Consider the following 17,758-nt stretch of genomic DNA (forward strand, 5'->3'; position numbering starts at 1 on the left):
ATGTGGCTCATGGGAAAATCTCCATCAGCGGGACCTCGTAACGACGCTTGATCCCCGCGATCACCTCGTCCGCATCCTTCAGGTTCAGCACGTGGATGAGCAGGTACTTGCGGTCCTCCGACAGCGCCGCCGACACGGTGCCCGGGGTCAGGGTGATGAAACTGGTCAGGGCGGCGATGCCGTGGATGTTGGCGATGTCCAGCGGCAGCCAGATGAAGCCCGGGGTGATGTTGGACTCGCGCCCGAGCACCAGTCGCGCGACCTCGACGTTGCTCACGATCACGTCCCAGATCAGCACGCCGATCATCTTTGGCACCAGCCGCACGTTGCCGATGCGCGCGAACTCGCGGTCCAGCCGCGCCGCGAACAGCGGGATCACCACGCCCAGAACGATCGCGAACAGCCACTGCACCAGGCTCAGGTCGGCGACCATGATCATCCAGAACGCGATGACGGTGACGGTCAGCGGCAGCGAGGGCAGCACGCGGCGGAAATTCATGGCGCCCTCCGTTGCGGCGGGGTGGCTTTCAGCTTGCCGACGTAGTCGCCCGGGACCATCAGCTGGGCACCGGCATCCTGCGCATAGGCGATCATCGGCGCGGCGTAGAGGCTCATCGCAATACCGTAGCCGAGCAGCAGGATGATCGCGGCGGTTTCCAGCGGGCGTGACGCATGCCGCGACGGCCCGTGCACGGTCGCGCTGGCCGGATCGGTGACGTGCCCGGCGGCCAGTTCCTTGGCCGGGGTGCGCCAGAACACGCGGCTGCCGGCGCGGGTCAGGCCGACGATCACCATCAGGCTGCTGACCAGGATCACGGTCCAGACCCAGCCCACGTCGGCGTCGGGGACGGCCTGCAACAGCGCGAGCTTGCCGATGAAGCCCGACAGCGGCGGGATGCCGGCCACCGACATCGCCGCGATCAGGAACAGTCCGGCGACCAGTCCGCGCGCGGGCAGCGGCGCCAGCAGTTCGGTGAAGTCGCCGGCGTCGCCACGGGCGCGGCGGACGAAGTCGGCGATCATGAACAACGCCGCCGCCACGAACGTGCTGTGGGCGAGGTAGTACAGCCCGGCGCCGATGGTGTCGGGCTGGCGCAGGCCGAAGGCGATCAGCAGGGTCGCGGCCGACACCAGCACCAGGTAGGCCGCCAGCATCCGCAGGCGCGAGGCGGCCAGCACTCCCAGCGCGGCCATGGCCAGCGTCGCAACGGCTGCCGGCAGCAGCCAGTCCCAGCCGTAGCCGGCCAGCTCGCCGGCCGGCTCGCCCAACAGCAGTGAACCCACCCGCAGCACCGCGTAGATGCCGACCTTGGTCATCACCACGAACAGGGCCGCGACCGCGGCGGGCGCCCGGGTGTAGGTTTCCGGCAGCCACAGGTACAGCGGCAGCACGGCGGCCTTGCCGCAGAACACGGCCAGCAGGATGCCGACCGCGGCCTTCGCCAGGGACTGGTCGTGCGCCGGCAGGGCGGCGATGCGCACCGCCAGCTCGGCCATGTTGAGCGTACCCAGCAGGCCGTACAGCAGTCCCAGCCCGATCAGGAACAGGGTCGATGCGGCGACGTTGAAGGCGACGTAGTGCATGCCGGCGGCCATCCGCACGCCGCGCCCGCCGCTGAGCATCAGCCCGTAGGACGCGATCAGCAGGACCTCGAAGAACACGAAGAGGTTGAACACGTCGCCGGTCAAAAACGCACCGTTCAGGCCGACCAGCTGGAACTGGAACAGGGCATGGAAATGCGGCGCGCGCCGGTCCCAGCCCGAGCACGCGTGCAGCAGGCAGGCGACGGCCAGGAGCGCGGTCACCAGCACCATCAGCGCTGACAGCCGGTCCACCATCAGTACGATGCCCAGCCGCGCGGGCCAGTCGCCGAGCAGGTAGATGAGGATCTCGCCGTCTGCGGCACGCATCACCAGGGCCAGCGACGCGGCAAGGGTGGCCAGCATCGCCACCCAAGCCACCGAGCGCTGCACCGTGGTGCCGATGCGCCGGTGCTCGACGAACAGCGAGGCCGCCGCACCCAGCAGTGGCAGCAGGATCGGGAGGACTGCGAGGTGGTTCACGTGCGGTCCTTCTTCGCCAACGGCGGCGTGGCCACGCGTTCCTCGCGGCCGTCGACGTGGTCGGTGTCGTTGTCGGCGCGGCTGCGCATCGCCAGCACGATGGTCACCGCGGTCATCGCGAACGCGATCACGATGGCCGTCAGCACCAGGGCCTGCGGCAGCGGGTCGGTGTAGTTGGCCAGCGCCGCCGGCAAGCCCTCGCGCAGCACCGGCGGCTTGCCGACCACCGGCCGGCCTCCGGAGAAGATCAGCAGGTTGGTCGCGTAGGTAAGCAGGGTGAGGCCGAGGATCAGGTCGAAACTGCGCGAGCGCAGCATCAGGTAGACCGCCGCGGCGACCAGGATGCCGATGGCGCTGGCAATGGCGATTTCCATCACGCGACCTCCCCGGTCACAGCTGAACGGGCGGACGGGTCAATCGTGCCGCGACGGGCGACCATCTTCTTGGACGGCTTTATGGTGCCCATCATCGAGAGCATCAGCATCGTGCCGCCGAACACGACCAGATAGACGCCGACGTCGAACGCCGCCGCGCTCGCCAGGCCGATCGTGCCCAGCAACGGCAGCACCAGGTCGTGGTGGCCACTGGTCAGGAACGGCACCCCGAACAGCATCGAGGCCGCGCCGCTGACCACCGCGACCGTGAGGCCGGCGCCGATCAGGCGGATGTAGTCGAAACCAAAGCGCGACTCCACCGATTTCGCCCCTTGGATCACGTACTGGACCAGCAGCGGGACAGCCAGCGTCAGGCCGGCGATGAAGCCGCCGCCGGGCGCGTTGTGGCCGCGCAGGAACAGGAAGATCGAGACCACCAGGGTCAGCGGGAAGATGATCTGCGCGAGGTCGGCCGGCACCGGCAGCGGGATCGGCGGTCCGGGCATCTTCTTCTCCGGGGCGGTGCGCGCGCGGCGCAGCATGGCGTGCACCACCAGCGCGGCGATCGCGTAGACGGTGATCTCGCCGAACGTATCGAAGCCGCGGAAGTCCACCAGGATCACGTTGACCACATTGGCTCCGAACGCTTCGGGCAACGAGCGTGCAAGCAGTTCACTGGCAACCGTGTCCGCCGGCCGCGTCATCATCGTCCAGGCCAGGGCCGCGACGCCGCCACCGGCGGTGATCGCGATCGCCGCGTCACGCATTCGCCGCCCGTGCGACCGGCCCTTGGGCGAATCCTTCGGCAGATAGTTCAGGCCCAGCAGCATCAGCGCCAGGGTGACGATTTCGACCAGCAGCTGGGTCAAGGCCAGGTCGGGCGCGGACAGGGCGACGAAGGTCATGCTGATCGACAGTCCGACGCCACCCATCGCGATGAGTGCCAGGAGCCGCGTCCGGTGTAGCGCGACCGCGCCCACTGTGGAACCCACCATCACGATCCACAGCACCCAGGCCATCAGCGGCATGGACTGGGAGACACGCGCCTCCGCCGGCGATGGCTCGCCCCAACCGGCCACGAACGGCGCCGCGCCCACCGCGATCGCCACCAGCACCAGCGCCAGCATGCTGCGCTGCACGCTGTCGTTGGCCACCACGTGGGTCAGGCGCCGGGCAAGGCGGAACAGCGCTTCGACGTTGATCCGGAACAACCGCCGGCCCAGCGAGCGCTTGACGTTGGCATGCAGGTCGAGCAGCCGACGCAAGCCGAAATACAGGATCACACCGCCGACCACGCCGCCCAGGCTCATCGCCAGTGGCAGGTTGAAACCGTGCCACACCGCCAGGCTGTACTCGGGCACATTGGCGCCCAAAACGCCGTAGGCCGCCGCAGCCAGCATCGGCGCAACCGTCCACTGCGGCACGATGCCCACCGCGATGCAGGTGATGGCGAGGATCGCGACCGGCACCTGCATGAAGCGCGGCGGCTCACTGATCGGCAGCGACACCCCGCGCGGGCCCTCGCCGAAAAACGTCTCGTGGACGAAGCGCAGGCTGTAGGCCACGCCAAACACGGCGAACAGGAACGCGGACACGCCGATGCCAATCCGCGCCAGGTCATGGCCCTTGATCTCCAGCGCCTGGGCGAAAAACATCTCCTTGGACAGGAATCCGTTGAGCAGCGGGATGCCGGCCATGGCCAGCGAGGCGATGATCGCCAGTGCACTGGTCCACGGCAGGTAGCGGCGCAGATTGCCCAGCAGGCGCATGTCGCGGGTGCCGGTCTCGTGGTCGATGATGCCGGCGGCCATGAACAGCGACGCCTTGAAGGTCGCGTGGTTGAGGATGTGGAACAGCCCGGCGACCACCGCGAACGGCGTCGACAGCCCGAACAGCAGGGTGATCAGGCCCAAGTGGGAGATCGTCGAGTAGGCCAGCAGGCCCTTCAGGTCGTGCTGGAAGATCGCGTTCCAGGCGCCCAGCAACAGGGTGATCGCGCCGATGCCGCTGACCACGTAGAAGAAAAGGTCGGTGCCGGCCAGCACCGGATGCAGCCGCACCAGCAGGAACACGCCCGCCTTCACCATCGTCGCCGAATGCAGGTAGGCAGACACCGGCGTCGGCGCGGCCATCGCGTGCGGCAGCCAGAACTGGAACGGGAACTGCGCGCTCTTGGTGAACACGCCCAGCAGGACCAGTCCCAGCATCCACGGGTACAGCGCGTGGGCCCGGATCAGATCGCCTGCGGCCAGCACCACGTCCAGCTCGTAGCTGCCGACCATGTGGCCGATCATGATCACGCCCGCCAGCAGCGCCAGGCCGCCGCCGGCGGTGATCGTCAGCGCCATCCGGGCGCCCTCGCGCGCGTCCTGGCGCTGCGACCAGAAGCCGATCAGCAGGAACGAGCTGATCGAGGTCAGTTCCCAGAACACCGCCAGCAGCAGCAGGTTGCCGGCCAGCACCATGCCCAGCATCGAGCCCATGAACAGCAGCAGGAAGGCGAAGAAGCGCTGGGCCTTCTCCTGCCGGCCCAGGTAGTAGTGCGAATACATCACCACCAGGCCGCCGATGCCCAGCACCATCGAGGCGAACATCCACGCCAGACCGTCCAGACGCAACGAGAACGCCAGCCCCAGCTGGGGAATCCACGGCACGCTCCAGCGGATGACGCCCCCGGAGACCAGCTGCGGTGCGAGGACCAGCATCGCCGCCATGCCGGCCAGTGGAGCTACACCCGCCATCCAGGCCAGCAAGCGGCGATTTCCTTCAGCGGGAATCATCACCAGAGCGGCGAAAACGAACGGCAGGGCTAGCACTAATGGCAGCAATGGAAGTCCTGTGACATCGGGGGATGACGCGCCGGCCGCGATGGGGCTTTTGGCGGGGGTGCCCGATTCTAACCGAGCCATTGCGGCCGCACCCTTGCCGATTCACGGCAAACCCCGCCCGCGGGTGGGGAATCGCGTACGTCGCCTCGCTATGCTGTGCGGTCATTTGACCCGGACGACAACCATGCGCGACGCCCTGGTATTCGGCGGCAGCGGCCAGATCGGCGGTGCACTGCTCGCGCGCCTTGCGCCGGCCGAGTGGCGGGTGACTGCGGTGTCGCGTCAGGCCCGTCCAGAAAACCCGGACGAGCCCGGTAACGGCGTGCGCTGGCTCACCGGCGAGCTGGACGCGCCGCCTGCCCTGCCAGCGCGGGTCGACGCGATCTTCAGCTGCGGTCCGCTGGACGGGTTCGCGCGCTGGTACGCGGCTGCCGGGATTGATGCGGCGCGAGTGGTGGCGTTCGGCTCGACCAGCGTGGAGACCAAGGAGCGCTCCGACGACCCGTTCGAGCGCGACCTGGCGGCACGGCTGGCCACCGCGGAGCGCGTCCTTTTCGAACGTGCGAAAGAGCGCGGCGCCGCATTGACTATCCTGCGCCCGACACTCGTCTACGGCGTGGGCCGCGACGCCAACCTGACCCGGATTGCGGCGCTGGCGCGGCGCTGGGGGTGGTTTCCGCTGCCAGGCGGCGCGACCGGGTTACGCCAGCCGGTGCACGTGGCCGATCTGGCCGAAGCCGCGTTGGCATGCCTCGACCGCCCGGCAAGCCACGGGCGCGCCTACGCGGTGCCGGGCGGGGAGTCACTGAGCTATCGCGAGATGGTGGCGCGCGTGCTGGCCTGCCTGCAGCCGCCGGCACGCCTGCTGGAACTGCCGCGTCCGCTGTTTGCCTTGGCGCTGCACGCCGCGCGCATCAGCGGCCGGGCCAGCGGGCTCGGCGATGCCGCCATCGCACGCATGCAGCAGGATCTTGTCTTCGATCCCGGTCCCGCGCAGCGCGACTTCGACTACCGTCCGCGACCGTTCGAGCCGGTCGATGCGATGTTCCGCCGTCCCTAGATATCGCGCGCCAGCGGCATCGTGCGCGCCTTGCGCAGGGCCCGCAGCGCCACGCCCAATACACCGCCGAGCACCATCGCGCCGCCGATGAACAGCCGCGGCCCCGGGCGGTCGCCCCAGAACGCGATGCCCAGCCCGACCGCGATCACCGGCGTCAGCAGCAGCCACGGCGTGACCTGGGCGACCGGGTAGCGCTGCATCAACACGTAGTACAGGCCGTGGCCCAGCAGCGAGGACACCAGCGCGGCGTAGACCACGCAGGCCCAGGCCACCCAGCTGGCCGACGGCAGCGTCGCAAAGCCGCCCGGCTCGATCGCCGCGCTGATCGCCAGCAGCGGGAAGATCGCGATGATCGACGTCCAGCCCTGCATGCTGAAGGTGTCCAGCCCTTTCAGGCCCTTCATCAGCACCGTGCCGATGGCCAGGAACAGCGCGGCCGCGAGCATCAGCAGCACTGCCATCCAGTTGCCCAGCACCGAGGGATCCAGTCCCAGCACCAGCACGCCGGCGAAGCTCACCGCGATCGCCAGTCCGGTACGCCAGGCGAAGCGCTCGCCCAGCACGACCCACGCCAGGATCGCGGTCATCGGGATGTAGCTTTGCACCACGATCGCCGGCGAGGACAGGTCGCCGGACATCTTCAGGGCGACAAAGCTCAGGCCGAAATGGGCCACGCCGATGCACAGGCAAACGCTGATCAGCCGCGGCCACTGCCCCGGCGGCGGCCGTTTGGTCCAGAACACCAGAACGGCACCGAGCGCGGCAAAGCGCAGCGCGGTGAACAGGAAGGGCGGGATCTCCTGCAGCGCGATCGCCGAGGTGAGGAAGTTGCCGGCCCATGCGAAACAGATCAGCAGGACCAGGGAAATATCGCGCGGGGACATTCGGGCTCAACGAATTGCGCCCGCGGTGCGGGCAGGGGAGTGGTATTGCGGGGAAACCTACTGCGGAAAAACGTGCGCGATCGTGCCGGAAGCGACTGTGCCGGCAGGGCTCAGTAGCACAGGCCCATCCTGCGGTAGAGCTTGGACAGCACCCAGGCCGGGCCGATCAGCAGGTAGGTCAGGTCGGTGAGGAAGCTGGGCTTGCGACCCTCGATTTTGTGGCCGACGAACTGGCCGATCCAGGCGACCACGAACACTGCGATCGCGCTCCACAGCAGCGCGCGCATGCCATGGGTCTCAAAGATGTAGCCCGACAGCAAGGCCATCAGCAGGAACATCCCCAGCATGCCCAGTCCCAACCGGCGTGACTGGCGGTAATAGAACACCGTCGCGGCCACGATTGCCAGGCCGGCCCAGAAGCCCGGCCGGAACCAGGTGCCCGGCGCCGGGATGCACCACAGCAGCGCGACCACGCTCCAGGCAATCGCCGGCACGCAGACCACGTGGATCCACTGGTTGGTGCTGTTGCGATGATCGTCCGAGTAGCTGGCGAACCAGCGGTCGATCCTGCGCGTGCCTGCGTCCATGTCACCTGCTCCCTGCGATGGTTCCGCGCCGGCCATCAGTCGATGCGGATGCCGGCCAGCTTCTGCAGCGCATCCGCGTAGCGCGCGCGGGTGCGTTCGATCACTTCGGCCGGCAACACCGGTCCGGGCGGCATCTTGTTCCAGTCCAGCGTTTCCAGGTAGTCGCGCACGATCTGCTTGTCGTAGCTCGGCGGGCTGCTGCCGACCTGGTACTCGTCGGCGGGCCAGTAGCGCGAGGAGTCCGGCGTCAGCATCTCGTCCATGACATACAGGTGGCCGTCGACGTCGGTGCCGAACTCGAACTTGGTGTCGGCCAGCAGGATGCCGCGCTCGGCGGCAAAGTCGGCGGCGAAGCGGTACAGGCGCAGGGTCGCATCGCGCACCGCCTCGGCCAGCTCGGCGCCGCACAGGCGCACGGCGGTGTCGAAGTCGATGTTCTCGTCGTGCTCGCCGGCGTCGGCCTTGGTGGAGGGAGTAAAGATCGGCTTGGCCAGTTTTTCCGCCTGGCGCAGGCCGTCGGGCAATTCGATGCCGCTGATGCGACCGGTGCGCTGATAGTCCTTCCAGCCGCTGCCGATCACGTAACCGCGGGCGATGCACTCGATCGGCACCGGCTTCAGGCGCTTGGCGACCACCGAGCGGTCCGCGTACAGCGACGGGTCCACCCCGGCTGGCAGCACCGAGGCGACCTCAATGCCCGTCAGGTGGTTGCGCGCGATGTGCTCGGTCTTCTCGAACCAGAAATTGCTGATCTGGCAGAGCATCTCGCCCTTGCCCGGAATCGGGTCGGGCAGGACCACGTCGAACGCGCTCAGGCGGTCAGTGGCGACGATCAGCAGGTAGTCGCCCGGCGGAGTGTCGGCGGGCAGGGACGCGGACGGCAGGTCGAACACATCACGGACCTTGCCGCGGTGGCGCAATGGCAGGCCCGGCAGGTCGGATTCGGATAGCGAACGTCGCAGCATGGTCGTGGACAAATGGAGCCCCTCGGTGTCACGCACAGCATTGCAGAAACCTGCCGCGGAGCGCCGCTGGATTCGCGCGCCGGCGCGACAGGGCCGGCCAGTGTACGCCGGGTCGGGGCGGCGTGCAGGTACACTGGCGATCGATCCACGACTGTCCCCGGAGCGCGATGAAACGCTGGTACGGAAAACTGCTGGGCCTGTTTGCCGGTGCCGCCTTGCTGCGGTTCAACCCCCTGCTGGGCGGCCTGGTCGGCCTGCTGATCGGCCACGCGTTTGACACCGACTGGTTCCAGCTGCGCCGCGACAATCCCTATGCCGTGCTGGGCCTGACGCCGGAGGCCACCCAGGCCGAGGTCGAGCAGGCCTATCGCCGCTTGATCTCCCAATACCACCCTGATCGGATGCCCGGCGTCGCCGATGAGCTGCGCAAGCAGGCCGAGATCCGGGCCGGCGAGATCAACCGCGCCTACAAGCAGATCAAATCCAAGCGTCCGCGCGCCTGAGCCTTCCACGAGTCCCGCCATGCAGCCTACCGTCATCGCCCCGTCCATCCTCTCGGCCGATTTCGCCCGCCTCGGGGAGGAAGTCGACAACGTCCTCAAGGCCGGCGCCGACTGGGTCCATTTCGATGTGATGGACAACCATTACGTGCCCAACCTGACCATCGGGCCGATGGTCTGCCAGGCACTGCGCAAGCACGGCGTCACCGCACCGATCGATGTGCATCTGATGGTCGAGCCGGTGGACCGCCTTGTGCCCGACTTCGCCGAGGCCGGCGCCAGCCTGATCAGCTTCCATCCCGAAGCCAGCCGCCATGTCCACCGCACCATCCAGATCATCAAGTCGCACGGCTGCCAGGCGGGCGTGGTGCTCAATCCGGCGACCCCGCTGGACGTGCTGGACTGGGTGCTGGAGGACCTCGACATGGTGCTGCTGATGTCCGTCAATCCGGGCTTTGGCGGCCAGTCGTTCATCCCCGCGACGCTGGAGAAGCTGCGCGAGGCACGCCAGCGCATCGATGCGATCGGCAAGCCGATCCGCCTGGAAATCGACGGCGGGGTAAAGCCCGACAATATCGCCGAGATCGCCAAAGCCGGCGCCGATACTTTTGTCGCCGGCTCGGCGATATTCAACGCGCCCGATTACGCCGAAGTGATCGGGCGAATGAAGGCGGCGGTCGAAGGGATACGGGGCTGAGCCCGCGGACGATCCTCCTTGACTTGATTTACGGGGATATATCCCCGAGTATGGGTGACGCATACACAGGAGAAGTCCGTGAGCGTCCCCGCCAACCAGGTTTTGAATCTCCAGTCCGACCAGACCCGCAAGAACCTGGCGCGCACGGTGGCGGCGCTGTTCGAAAAATGGGGACTCTCGGCTGAGGAGCAGTTGATCCTGCTCGGCATGAGTCCGGAAAGCCGGAAGGTCCTGCCGCAGTACCGTCGTGGTGAAAGAGCGCTGCCTAACGCGCCCGACACGTTGGCCCGGGTCGGCTACCTGCTGGGCATCCACAAAGGCCTGCGCCTGCTTTTTCCGGAAAGCGAGGCCCTGCGGTTTGGCTGGGTGAAACTGCGCAACCGGGTGCTGGAAGGCCACACGCCGCTGGAAGTGATGTTGACCGACGGCCTGCTGGGTGTCGCGCGCATCGCGCGCTTCATCGATTTCCAGCGGGGCCAGTAGTGGAGGTTCTGGACACGCTGTCCCGCGTGGACGCGCAGCTGTTCCGGAACATCACTTCACTGCGACTCAGCGAAAATCTCTTCGATGATCTGGTGCCCGACCGGGCCGGCCAGGACGCGGCGATCGCGGCCGAGATGGCCGTGCGAAAGACCGCCCCGGGCGTGATCGAGCGCGGCCTGTATTACTCGCAGGCCATCGACTACCCCTTCGCCAGCGACCCGGTCGTAGGCTCGCGCTTTGGCGACGGCACGATCCGCGTCTGGTACGGCGCCTTCGATGACGCAACCGCGCGCGCGGAGACGTGCTGGCACGCGCTGCGCCAGGGCAACGACCTGATCGACCCGCCGGAAACCGTGTTCGTGCGCTACCGGGCGGTGTACACGGTGCGGGCGCGGGGGCTGTTCGCCGACCTTCGCGGCAAGGAGGTCGCCTTCCCCGAACTGGTGGGTGATGACTACGCGCCGACCCAGCCGATCGGCCGGTATGCCGCCAACCAGGGGCTGGCCGGGCTGGTCTATCCCTCGGCCCGTTGGCCCGAGGGCGAGTGCCTGGCCGCCTTCCGCGCCGTGCCGCTCTCCGACGCCGCGCTGGCGTACTACCTGACCTACCGGATCGACCTGGATACGCAGACGGTCGCAATCGAGCGGACGCCCGGTGTGGTCGACCAGCGCCTGCACATCAGCGAGCTGCGGCGCTCACGCTGATCAAGATCGCGAGGACACCAGCCGCCGATCGCTTCGCGCGTTACCCAGCGCTCGCGATGCGTTGATGATCGTCGCAAGGTCGACCACTTCCTGCAGCGCCGCGCCAAGGATCGCCGGCAGGAACCCGAACGCCGCGAACAACATCAGTCCGACGCTCAAGGCGATACCGAGCCAGATGCTCTGCAGCGCCACCTGCATGGTGCGCTGGGCGATCGCCATTGCCGTCGCGGTTTTCGACACGTCATCAACGGTGATGATCACATCGGCCGACTCGCTCGCCGCCGTCGCGCCCCGGGCGCCCATGGCGATGCCGACGTCGGCCACCGCAAGCACCGGCGCATCATTGACGCCGTCGCCGACCATGACCACCGGCCGCTCGGTGATCGCCTGGACGATCCGGACCTTGTCTTCCGGCAGCAGTTCGGCCTGGATGTTGCCGATCCCGAGATCGCGGCCCACATGGCGGGCCGTGGCGTCTGCGTCGCCGGTGAGCATCAGGACGCGCTCGACGCCCAGCGACAGCAGCCGATCGATGGTGGAGCGGGCATTTCCCCGGACCCGGTCGCTGAGCAGGATCGTGCCGGCGAAGCGGCCATCGACGGCGACGTAGACCGCCAGCTCGCCGCTGGCAATCGACGCCGCGCGCGCCTCGGGTGCGAAGGACGCGACGAACGCCAGCTTGCCGACCACGACTTCGCGCTGGTCGATGGTTGCGACGACGCCGTTGGTCGCCTCCTCGCGCGCCTCCGCGGCCTCGCGCGGGGTCAGGCCGCGCTCCTGCGCCGCTTCCACGATCGCCGTGGCCAGCACGTGCGAGGAGTACTGTTCGGCCGAGGCGACGAGGGTGAAAAGCTCGTCCTGCTCGAAGTCGGCGGCGGGCTGCACGGCGACCACGGTCGGGTCCCCGTAGGTGAGGGTGCCGGTCTTGTCGAAGGCGAACGTGCGGGCCCGCGACAGCTGCTCCAATGTCCCCCCGCCCTTGACGATGATGCCGTGCCGGGAGGCGCGGCTCATGCCGCCCATGAAGGCGACCGGGGCCGCGATCAGCAGCGGGCAGGGGGTCGCAACGACGAGCACCTCGGCAAATCGCACCGGGTCCCCGGACACCCACCAGGCGATCCCGGCAATCAGCAGCGATCCGAAGGTGAAGGGCACGGCGAAACGGTCCGCCAGCCGCACCAGCGGCGCCCGGCTCTCCGCGGCCTCCTCGACCAGCGCGACGATGCGCTGGTACTGGCTGTCGCTCGCCGCCGCGGTGGCCTCGATGACGACCGCAACCTCGCTGTTGAGCGAGCCGCTGAGCACGGCGGCCCCGCGGCTGCGCTCGACCGGAAGGCTCTCGCCGGTCAGCGACGACTCGTCGAAGCTGCCGCTCGCCGACAGCAGCACCCCATCCACCGGAACGACTTCCGACGGCCGCACCAGCAGGCGATCGCCAATGGCCACCTCCGATACCGGGACGTCCTCGACCTGGCCATCCTCGCCCAGCATGCGGTGGGCATCGCGGGGCGCACGATCCATCAGGGCGCCGAGCTCCCTGCGCGCGCGGCCGGCCGCGTATTCCTCCAGCGCCTCGCCGCCGGACAGCATCAGCACGATGACCAGACTGGCCCAGTATTCGCCGACCGACACCGTGGCAATGATCGCCATGATCGCCAGCACGTCGATGCCCATCCGCCCGGCCAGCAGGTTGCGCAGCATCCCTACGGCCTGCGACGCGGCGATGGCAAGCGCGAACGCGCTGATCAGCCAGCGGGCGACGTTGCGCTCGGCAAGGACGCCCTGCCCGAACAGCTCGATCGCACCGGCGATGATGCCGACCAGCAGAGTGAGGGCGACGATCGGATAGCGTCTGGTCAGGCTGGCGATTTTGTTCATGCTGCCGGTCGAGCTCCCAAGCCGCTCATTACGGCGTGTTCGGTTTCAGCCTTCGTATTGCTGCCCCAGCGCCAGCAATTCCGGCGTGCCGATCAGCTCGTTGAGCTGGTCGAAATCCAGCATGGCGTCCTTGAACGGCGCGGTGCTGTGATGGCTGTGCAAGCTGGCATAGTAGCCGCGAAGGGTATGCGCCACCGCGCGCGCGGTGCCGCCGGGGAAGATCACGATCCGGTAGCCGATCTCGCCAAGCACGTCCGAGCTCTGCACCGGGGTCTTGCCGCCCTCGACCATGTTGGCCAGCAGCGGTATGCGGTCGGCGAAGCGGGCGCAGACGATGTCCATCTGCTCGCGGCTGCGGACCGCCTCGATAAACAGCGCGTCCACGCCGCATTCTAGGTACGCCTCGGCACGGTCCAGCGCCGCCTCGAAGCCTTCCACGGCGACGGCGTCGGTGCGCGCCAGGATCAGGGTCTGGTCGCTGCTGCGCGCGTCCAGCGCCGCGTGCAACTTGCCGCACATCTCCCCGACCGGAACGACGCCCTTGCCGTCCAGGTGCCCGCAACGCTTGGGAAAGGTCTGGTCCTCCAACTGGATCATCGCGGCGCCGGCGCGTTCAAACGCGCGCACGGTGCGCTGGGTGTTGAGCGCATTGCCGAAGCCGGTGTCGGCATCGACGATGACCGGCGTACGGACCCGCTCGGTGATGCGCGCCAGGGTGTCCGCGACCTCGGTCGCAGTGGTCAGACCGATATCGGACCGGCCCAGCCGCGTGTAGGCGATGGAGGCGCCGGAAAGGTACAGCGCCTCGAACCCGGTCTGCTCCGCGATCAACGCGGTGAAGGCATCGTAGATGCCGGGCACGAGGATGGCGCTGGGTTGCTGCAGGCGTTGCTTGAGGGTTGTGTTCATGGGCACCGATGAAGGCTTGCGATTCGGGGCACGCCAAGTGTCGACACGCACAGGAGCGGCGCAAGATGTCCGGACATTTGGCGTGGCTGCCAAAGGATACATAGCTGCCGTCCGCTCCGCAGATACGGCCCACAAAAAACCCCGCAGATCCGCAGGGTTGGCTGGCATTCCGGGTCTTGGCCCGGACTCATCGTCGTGTGGTGGCTATGGGTGGACTCGAACCACCGACCCCAGCATTATGAGTGCTGTGCTCTAACCGGCTGAGCTACATAGCCGACGATCTTCCGCCGCAAGCGCGCAGCGAGCCGGGAATTTTGAGCGCGCCGCGGGCCATTGTCAAACCTGACTGGACCGGGCCCCGTCGCTTGTGGGATGGCGGGGGGCGTGGCAGAGTCAGAGTCAGTCCAATCCGGAGTCCGCCTCGTGATCGATCCGGACGGTTATCGACCCAATGTAGGCATCGTGCTGATGCATTCCGACGGACGCCTGTTCTGGGCGCGGCGGGTGCATCGTGATGGCTGGCAGTTCCCGCAGGGCGGGATGAACACCGACGAGACGCCGGTGGAAGCCATGTATCGCGAACTGCGCGAAGAGACCGGCCTGCAGCCCGATCACGTCGAAGTGCTGGGCGCCACGCCGGGTTGGCTGCGCTATCGCCTGCCGCAGCGCTCCATCCGTCGCAACGATCGCCTCGTGTGCATCGGCCAAAAGCAGGTGTGGTTCCTGCTCCGGCTGACGGGCAAGGAGTCCGACCTGCAGCTGGACGTCACCGAGAAGCCGGAGTTCGACCACTGGCGCTGGGTCGATTTCTGGTATCCGCTGGAGCATGTGGTGACGTTCAAACGCCACGTCTATGCCAGTGCACTGCAGCACCTGGCCCCGTTCGCGCGCCACGTCGCCGGTGATCAGGCGGTGCCGCCAGCCGGGCCGGTCCTGGCAGGGTGGTCGCGCCATCGCAGCAGGCCCCGTCCCACGCGACAGCACCCGGCGCAGGGCGGCAAGGGCGTCTGAAACGCGCTCCCGACTGAACCCGAACCGACAGTTGATTGACAATCATTCTCATCTGTAGTGTGATTGCGACCGTAGCCGATCCGGCTGCCAACCCGGTCCAGTCAACGTGTACGTCTGTATCTGCAACGGCATCACCGATCACGAAATCCGCCAGGCCGCCGAGGCGGGCTGCGACTCCATGGCCGAACTCACCATGCGCACGGGCGCCGGTTCGTGCTGCGGCAGTTGCGTGGACATGGCCAGTGAGTTGCTCGAAGAGACCCGCGCCGCGCGTGCGCTGCCACTGCCGGTGCTCCGACAAGCCGCCTGACGACCTTCGTCGCTGATCCTGCAGGTGACAATGGTTCGCGCTTGCAGCTGCACCCGATTCGCATTCCGTCGATCCATGGCATGACCGTTTAGAGTGGTGTGATCCCCACGCAAAAACGGAGCATTGCCATGAAGGGCGACGCCAAGGTCATCGAGTTCCTCAACAAGGCGCTCTACAACGAGCTGACCGCGATCAACCAGTACTTCCTGCACGCCAAGATGCTGAAGAACTGGGGCCTGAAGGAACTGGCCGACCACGAGTACGAGGAATCCATCGACGAGATGAAGCACGCCGACCAGCTGGCGGAGCGGATCCTGTTCCTCGATGGGCTGCCAAACTTCCAGGCGTTGGGCAAGCTGCGCATCGGTGAGAACCCGCGCGAGGTGTTCAACTGCGATCTGGCGCTCGAGATGGACGGACTGCCGTTGCTGCGCGACGCCATCGCTTACTGCGAAAGCGTCAGCGACTACGTCAGCCGCGAGCTGTTTGTCTCGATCCTGGAGTCCGAGGAAGAGCACGTCGACTGGATCGAAACCCAGCTCGGCCTGATGGACCGCCTGGGCGACCAGAACTACCTGCTGACCCGCACCCAGAAGTAACCCGGATTGAAGTAACCCTCAGCGCCGTGGGGTCGCGGCGGCGGATCGCCGGCGGCGGAAGATCATCCGCCAGACCCACCACAGCACCAACGCCAGCACGATGCTGGTCACCACGACCAGCCCGAAGGCCACCCACGGGTAGCTGAACACCAGCGCCAGCCCGCCCACGGTGGCGACATCCTCGGTGAGGCTGGCCGTCCAGTTGGTCACCGGCTCGGGCGAGGTATTGAGCACCGCCCGCGAGCCGGATTTGAGCGCGTGGCTGGCAAATGCCACGCCGGCGCCGGTGGCCAGTGCGCCCGCCCCGAGGCCGCCGTCGGGTGACATCGCCGCCGCGGCCAGGAACGCACCCGCGGGGATGCGCAGCACCGTGTGCAGCAGGTCCGACAGCGAATCGACCCCGGGGATCTTGTCGGTGAGGAATTCCGCTGCCGCCAGCACGCCCGAGATCCCCATCACCCAGGGCGATGCGGTGACTTCCAGGGCCTGGGGCAGGTCGAGCCAGCCGAAGAATCCGGCCAGCCCGATCCCGAACACCGTCATGTAGACGCGAACGCCGGCCAACCAGGCGAGAACTACGCCAATTGCGAACAGGTGCGCATCTGACATCGGGCAACCTCGCTAGAATCCGGGCCGGGTATGGGGAAAACAGAAACCACACGTTATGTGATCGTGCCGCATCGGCGCGGTCGCCGCACGATGTTGCTGTCGGCGCTGGTCGCCGGCTGGCTCGGATCGCTGCTGCTTGTCTGGGCGGCGACCAGCCTGCATGCGGCGCCGCAGCTGCCGGGGCTGAAGTCCGCCGCGGCCACCGCGCAAACCGAGCTGGCCGCGGCCAGGGCCAGCCTGCAGCAACTGAGCCAGCGTGCAGCGACGCTGGAGCGCTCCGACCAGATCAGCCGCGTCGCCAACCGGGAGCTGCAGGACGAACTGTCCCAGCGCGAGGAAGAGATTAGTGGCCTGCGCGCCAACCTGGCCTTCTACGAGCGCGTTGCCGGGCCGGCTGCCAAGCAGCGCAAGGGCCTGAACGTGCATTCGCTGGAGTTCAAGCCCGAACGCGCCGGCACCTGGCGCTATCAGGCGGTGCTGACCCAGAACCTGGCTCAGGGGGCCATCAGCAGCGGCAAGCTGCGCTTCGCCATTGAGGGTGTTCGCGACGGCAAGTTGGCCACTGTCGGCTGGACCGATCTGCACCAGAGCAGTTCTGCGCCACCCCAGGACTACGCGTTCCGCTACTTCCAGCAGCTCGAAGGCAGCGTCATGTTGCCTCCCGGGTTCACGCCGCAACGGGTGCGCGTCGCGCTCCGCGGCGGCAGCGCCAACGTCGACCAAGCGCTGGCATGGACCCAATCATCGCAAATTGGAGACACCTGACATGCTCAAGAAGAAGGCGAGTGTTCCCGCCAGCCAGATCGATACGCTCATCGGTGCCCAGGTGGTGATCCGGGGGGATTTCCACTTCAGCGGTGGCCTCTACGTGGAGGGCCGAGTCATCGGCAAGCTGATTGCCGACGACGGTGAGAAAGCGGTCCTCACCCTGGCCGACAACGGCGTCGTGGAAGGCGAGGTGCGCGCGCCGGTGATGGTGATCAACGGCACGGTCAACGGCAACGTGTACGCCACCGAGCGCATCGAGTTGGGGTCCAAGGCGCGCGTCGACGGCAACGTGCACTACAAGGTGGTGCAGATGGCAGCGGGTTCGGTGTTGACCGGTCGGCTGTTGCATGTGGATTCCGAGCACGCCTCCGCCGGTGTGGAAGAGATGGCCGAAGCTGAAGGGATGCCCCGCCTGGCGACCGTGAACGGCTGACGCTCAAGCAACACCGGGGTAGGCTGGCCGCACACGCCCAGCCGGGGCGGAGCGACCGATACCCCGCCATGAACCCATCCGGATCGCCTTCGGAA

Annotated in this window: 20 protein-coding genes and 1 tRNA gene; 10 read left to right on the top strand and 11 right to left on the bottom strand. The window is 67.5% G+C overall.

All coding sequences use genetic code 11. The features are described from left to right. Positions 1–7: 7 nt before the first annotated feature. The 4 genes from INQ41_RS01680 to INQ41_RS01695 are packed head-to-tail and all read right to left on the bottom strand — an operon-like array spanning position 8 to position 5,218. Positions 8–499 carry a Na+/H+ antiporter subunit E gene (locus INQ41_RS01680; RefSeq protein ID WP_193985671.1) on the bottom strand — a complete coding sequence of 164 codons (492 nt, stop codon included), beginning with the start codon at positions 497–499 and terminating at the stop codon, positions 8–10. Further along, on the bottom strand, positions 496–2,064 hold the full coding sequence (locus INQ41_RS01685) for a monovalent cation/H+ antiporter subunit D (protein WP_193985673.1): 1,569 nt from the start codon (positions 2,062–2,064) through the stop codon (positions 496–498). Before INQ41_RS01685 ends, INQ41_RS01680 begins: the two co-directional genes overlap by 4 nt. Further along, positions 2,061–2,438 (bottom strand): Na+/H+ antiporter subunit C, encoded by a 378-nt coding sequence (locus INQ41_RS01690; RefSeq protein WP_193985674.1) that lies wholly within the window; start codon positions 2,436–2,438, stop codon positions 2,061–2,063. Before INQ41_RS01690 ends, INQ41_RS01685 begins: the two co-directional genes overlap by 4 nt. Next, a complete protein-coding gene (locus INQ41_RS01695; protein WP_248285352.1) occupies positions 2,438–5,218 on the bottom strand; it encodes a monovalent cation/H+ antiporter subunit A in 2,781 nt (926 codons plus the stop codon). Before INQ41_RS01695 ends, INQ41_RS01690 begins: the two co-directional genes overlap by 1 nt. Positions 5,219–5,450: 232 nt before the next feature. Here INQ41_RS01695 and INQ41_RS01700 point away from each other — a divergent pair, with 232 nt between their 5' ends. Next, the gene (locus tag INQ41_RS01700; protein WP_228076663.1) at positions 5,451–6,326 is read left to right on the top strand and encodes an NAD-dependent epimerase/dehydratase family protein; all 876 of its coding nucleotides are present in this window, start codon (positions 5,451–5,453) and stop codon (positions 6,324–6,326) included. Here INQ41_RS01700 and INQ41_RS01705 read toward each other — a convergent pair. From INQ41_RS01705 to INQ41_RS01715, 3 genes are all read right to left on the bottom strand, one after another. Further along, positions 6,323–7,210 carry a DMT family transporter gene (locus INQ41_RS01705; protein ID WP_193985679.1) on the bottom strand — a complete coding sequence of 296 codons (888 nt, stop codon included), beginning with the start codon at positions 7,208–7,210 and terminating at the stop codon, positions 6,323–6,325. The two genes, INQ41_RS01700 and INQ41_RS01705, sit on opposite strands and share 4 nt — an antisense overlap. A 110-nt stretch (positions 7,211–7,320) precedes the next feature. Continuing rightward, on the bottom strand, positions 7,321–7,797 hold the full coding sequence (locus INQ41_RS01710; protein ID WP_193985681.1) for an Mpo1 family 2-hydroxy fatty acid dioxygenase: 477 nt from the start codon (positions 7,795–7,797) through the stop codon (positions 7,321–7,323). A gap of 35 nt (positions 7,798–7,832) precedes the next feature. Then, a complete protein-coding gene (locus INQ41_RS01715; protein ID WP_193985683.1) occupies positions 7,833–8,774 on the bottom strand; it encodes a phosphoribosylaminoimidazolesuccinocarboxamide synthase in 942 nt (313 codons plus the stop codon). A 155-nt stretch (positions 8,775–8,929) separates the two neighbouring features. Between INQ41_RS01715 and INQ41_RS01720 the strand changes: the two genes are divergently transcribed. From INQ41_RS01720 to INQ41_RS01735, 4 genes are all read left to right on the top strand, one after another. Further along, a complete protein-coding gene (locus tag INQ41_RS01720) occupies positions 8,930–9,265 on the top strand; it encodes a J domain-containing protein (protein WP_193985691.1) in 336 nt (111 codons plus the stop codon). A 19-nt stretch (positions 9,266–9,284) separates the two neighbouring features. After that, positions 9,285–9,959, top strand: a complete 675-nt coding sequence (gene rpe / locus INQ41_RS01725; protein WP_193985693.1) for a ribulose-phosphate 3-epimerase — start codon at positions 9,285–9,287, stop codon at positions 9,957–9,959. Positions 9,960–10,037: 78 nt separating this feature from the next. Beyond that, positions 10,038–10,442 carry an antitoxin Xre/MbcA/ParS toxin-binding domain-containing protein gene (locus INQ41_RS01730; RefSeq protein ID WP_193985694.1) on the top strand — a complete coding sequence of 135 codons (405 nt, stop codon included), beginning with the start codon at positions 10,038–10,040 and terminating at the stop codon, positions 10,440–10,442. After that, complete coding sequence (locus INQ41_RS01735) at positions 10,442–11,146, top strand: RES family NAD+ phosphorylase (RefSeq protein ID WP_193985696.1); 705 nt, start codon at positions 10,442–10,444, stop codon at positions 11,144–11,146. The genes INQ41_RS01730 and INQ41_RS01735 overlap by 1 nt, the downstream gene beginning before the upstream one ends. Here the strand turns inward: INQ41_RS01735 and INQ41_RS01740 are convergent, their stop codons facing one another. The 3 genes from INQ41_RS01740 to INQ41_RS01750 form a co-directional block, all read right to left on the bottom strand. Next, positions 11,147–13,024 carry a heavy metal translocating P-type ATPase gene (locus tag INQ41_RS01740; protein ID WP_193985698.1) on the bottom strand — a complete coding sequence of 626 codons (1,878 nt, stop codon included), beginning with the start codon at positions 13,022–13,024 and terminating at the stop codon, positions 11,147–11,149. 45 nt (positions 13,025–13,069) lie between these two features. Continuing rightward, positions 13,070–13,933 carry an isocitrate lyase/PEP mutase family protein gene (locus INQ41_RS01745; protein ID WP_193985700.1) on the bottom strand — a complete coding sequence of 288 codons (864 nt, stop codon included), beginning with the start codon at positions 13,931–13,933 and terminating at the stop codon, positions 13,070–13,072. A 198-nt stretch (positions 13,934–14,131) separates the two neighbouring features. Continuing rightward, positions 14,132–14,208: transfer RNA gene (locus tag INQ41_RS01750), tRNA-Met, on the bottom strand. Between the two features lie 148 nt (positions 14,209–14,356). Here INQ41_RS01750 and INQ41_RS01755 point away from each other — a divergent pair. From INQ41_RS01755 to bfr, 3 genes are all read left to right on the top strand, one after another. Next, positions 14,357–14,944 (top strand): RNA pyrophosphohydrolase, encoded by a 588-nt coding sequence (locus tag INQ41_RS01755; RefSeq protein WP_193985702.1) that lies wholly within the window; start codon positions 14,357–14,359, stop codon positions 14,942–14,944. Between the two features lie 106 nt (positions 14,945–15,050). Continuing rightward, positions 15,051–15,254 carry a bacterioferritin-associated ferredoxin gene (locus INQ41_RS01760; RefSeq protein WP_193985704.1) on the top strand — a complete coding sequence of 68 codons (204 nt, stop codon included), beginning with the start codon at positions 15,051–15,053 and terminating at the stop codon, positions 15,252–15,254. Between the two features lie 128 nt (positions 15,255–15,382). After that, a complete protein-coding gene (gene bfr, locus INQ41_RS01765; protein ID WP_193985706.1) occupies positions 15,383–15,853 on the top strand; it encodes a bacterioferritin in 471 nt (156 codons plus the stop codon). 18 nt (positions 15,854–15,871) lie between these two features. Here the strand turns inward: bfr and INQ41_RS01770 are convergent, their stop codons facing one another. Further along, positions 15,872–16,462 carry a DUF4126 domain-containing protein gene (locus tag INQ41_RS01770; RefSeq protein WP_193985708.1) on the bottom strand — a complete coding sequence of 197 codons (591 nt, stop codon included), beginning with the start codon at positions 16,460–16,462 and terminating at the stop codon, positions 15,872–15,874. Between the two features lie 63 nt (positions 16,463–16,525). Here INQ41_RS01770 and INQ41_RS01775 point away from each other — a divergent pair, with 63 nt between their 5' ends. Then, on the top strand, positions 16,526–17,227 hold the full coding sequence (locus INQ41_RS01775; RefSeq protein WP_228076665.1) for a DUF6776 family protein: 702 nt from the start codon (positions 16,526–16,528) through the stop codon (positions 17,225–17,227). Between the two features lies 1 nt (position 17,228). Continuing rightward, a complete protein-coding gene (locus INQ41_RS01780; RefSeq protein ID WP_193985713.1) occupies positions 17,229–17,663 on the top strand; it encodes a bactofilin family protein in 435 nt (144 codons plus the stop codon). Positions 17,664–17,758: the final 95 nt, after the last annotated feature.

This window comes from Lysobacter ciconiae (assembly GCF_015209725.1).
GTDB lineage: Bacteria > Pseudomonadota > Gammaproteobacteria > Xanthomonadales > Xanthomonadaceae > Novilysobacter > Novilysobacter ciconiae.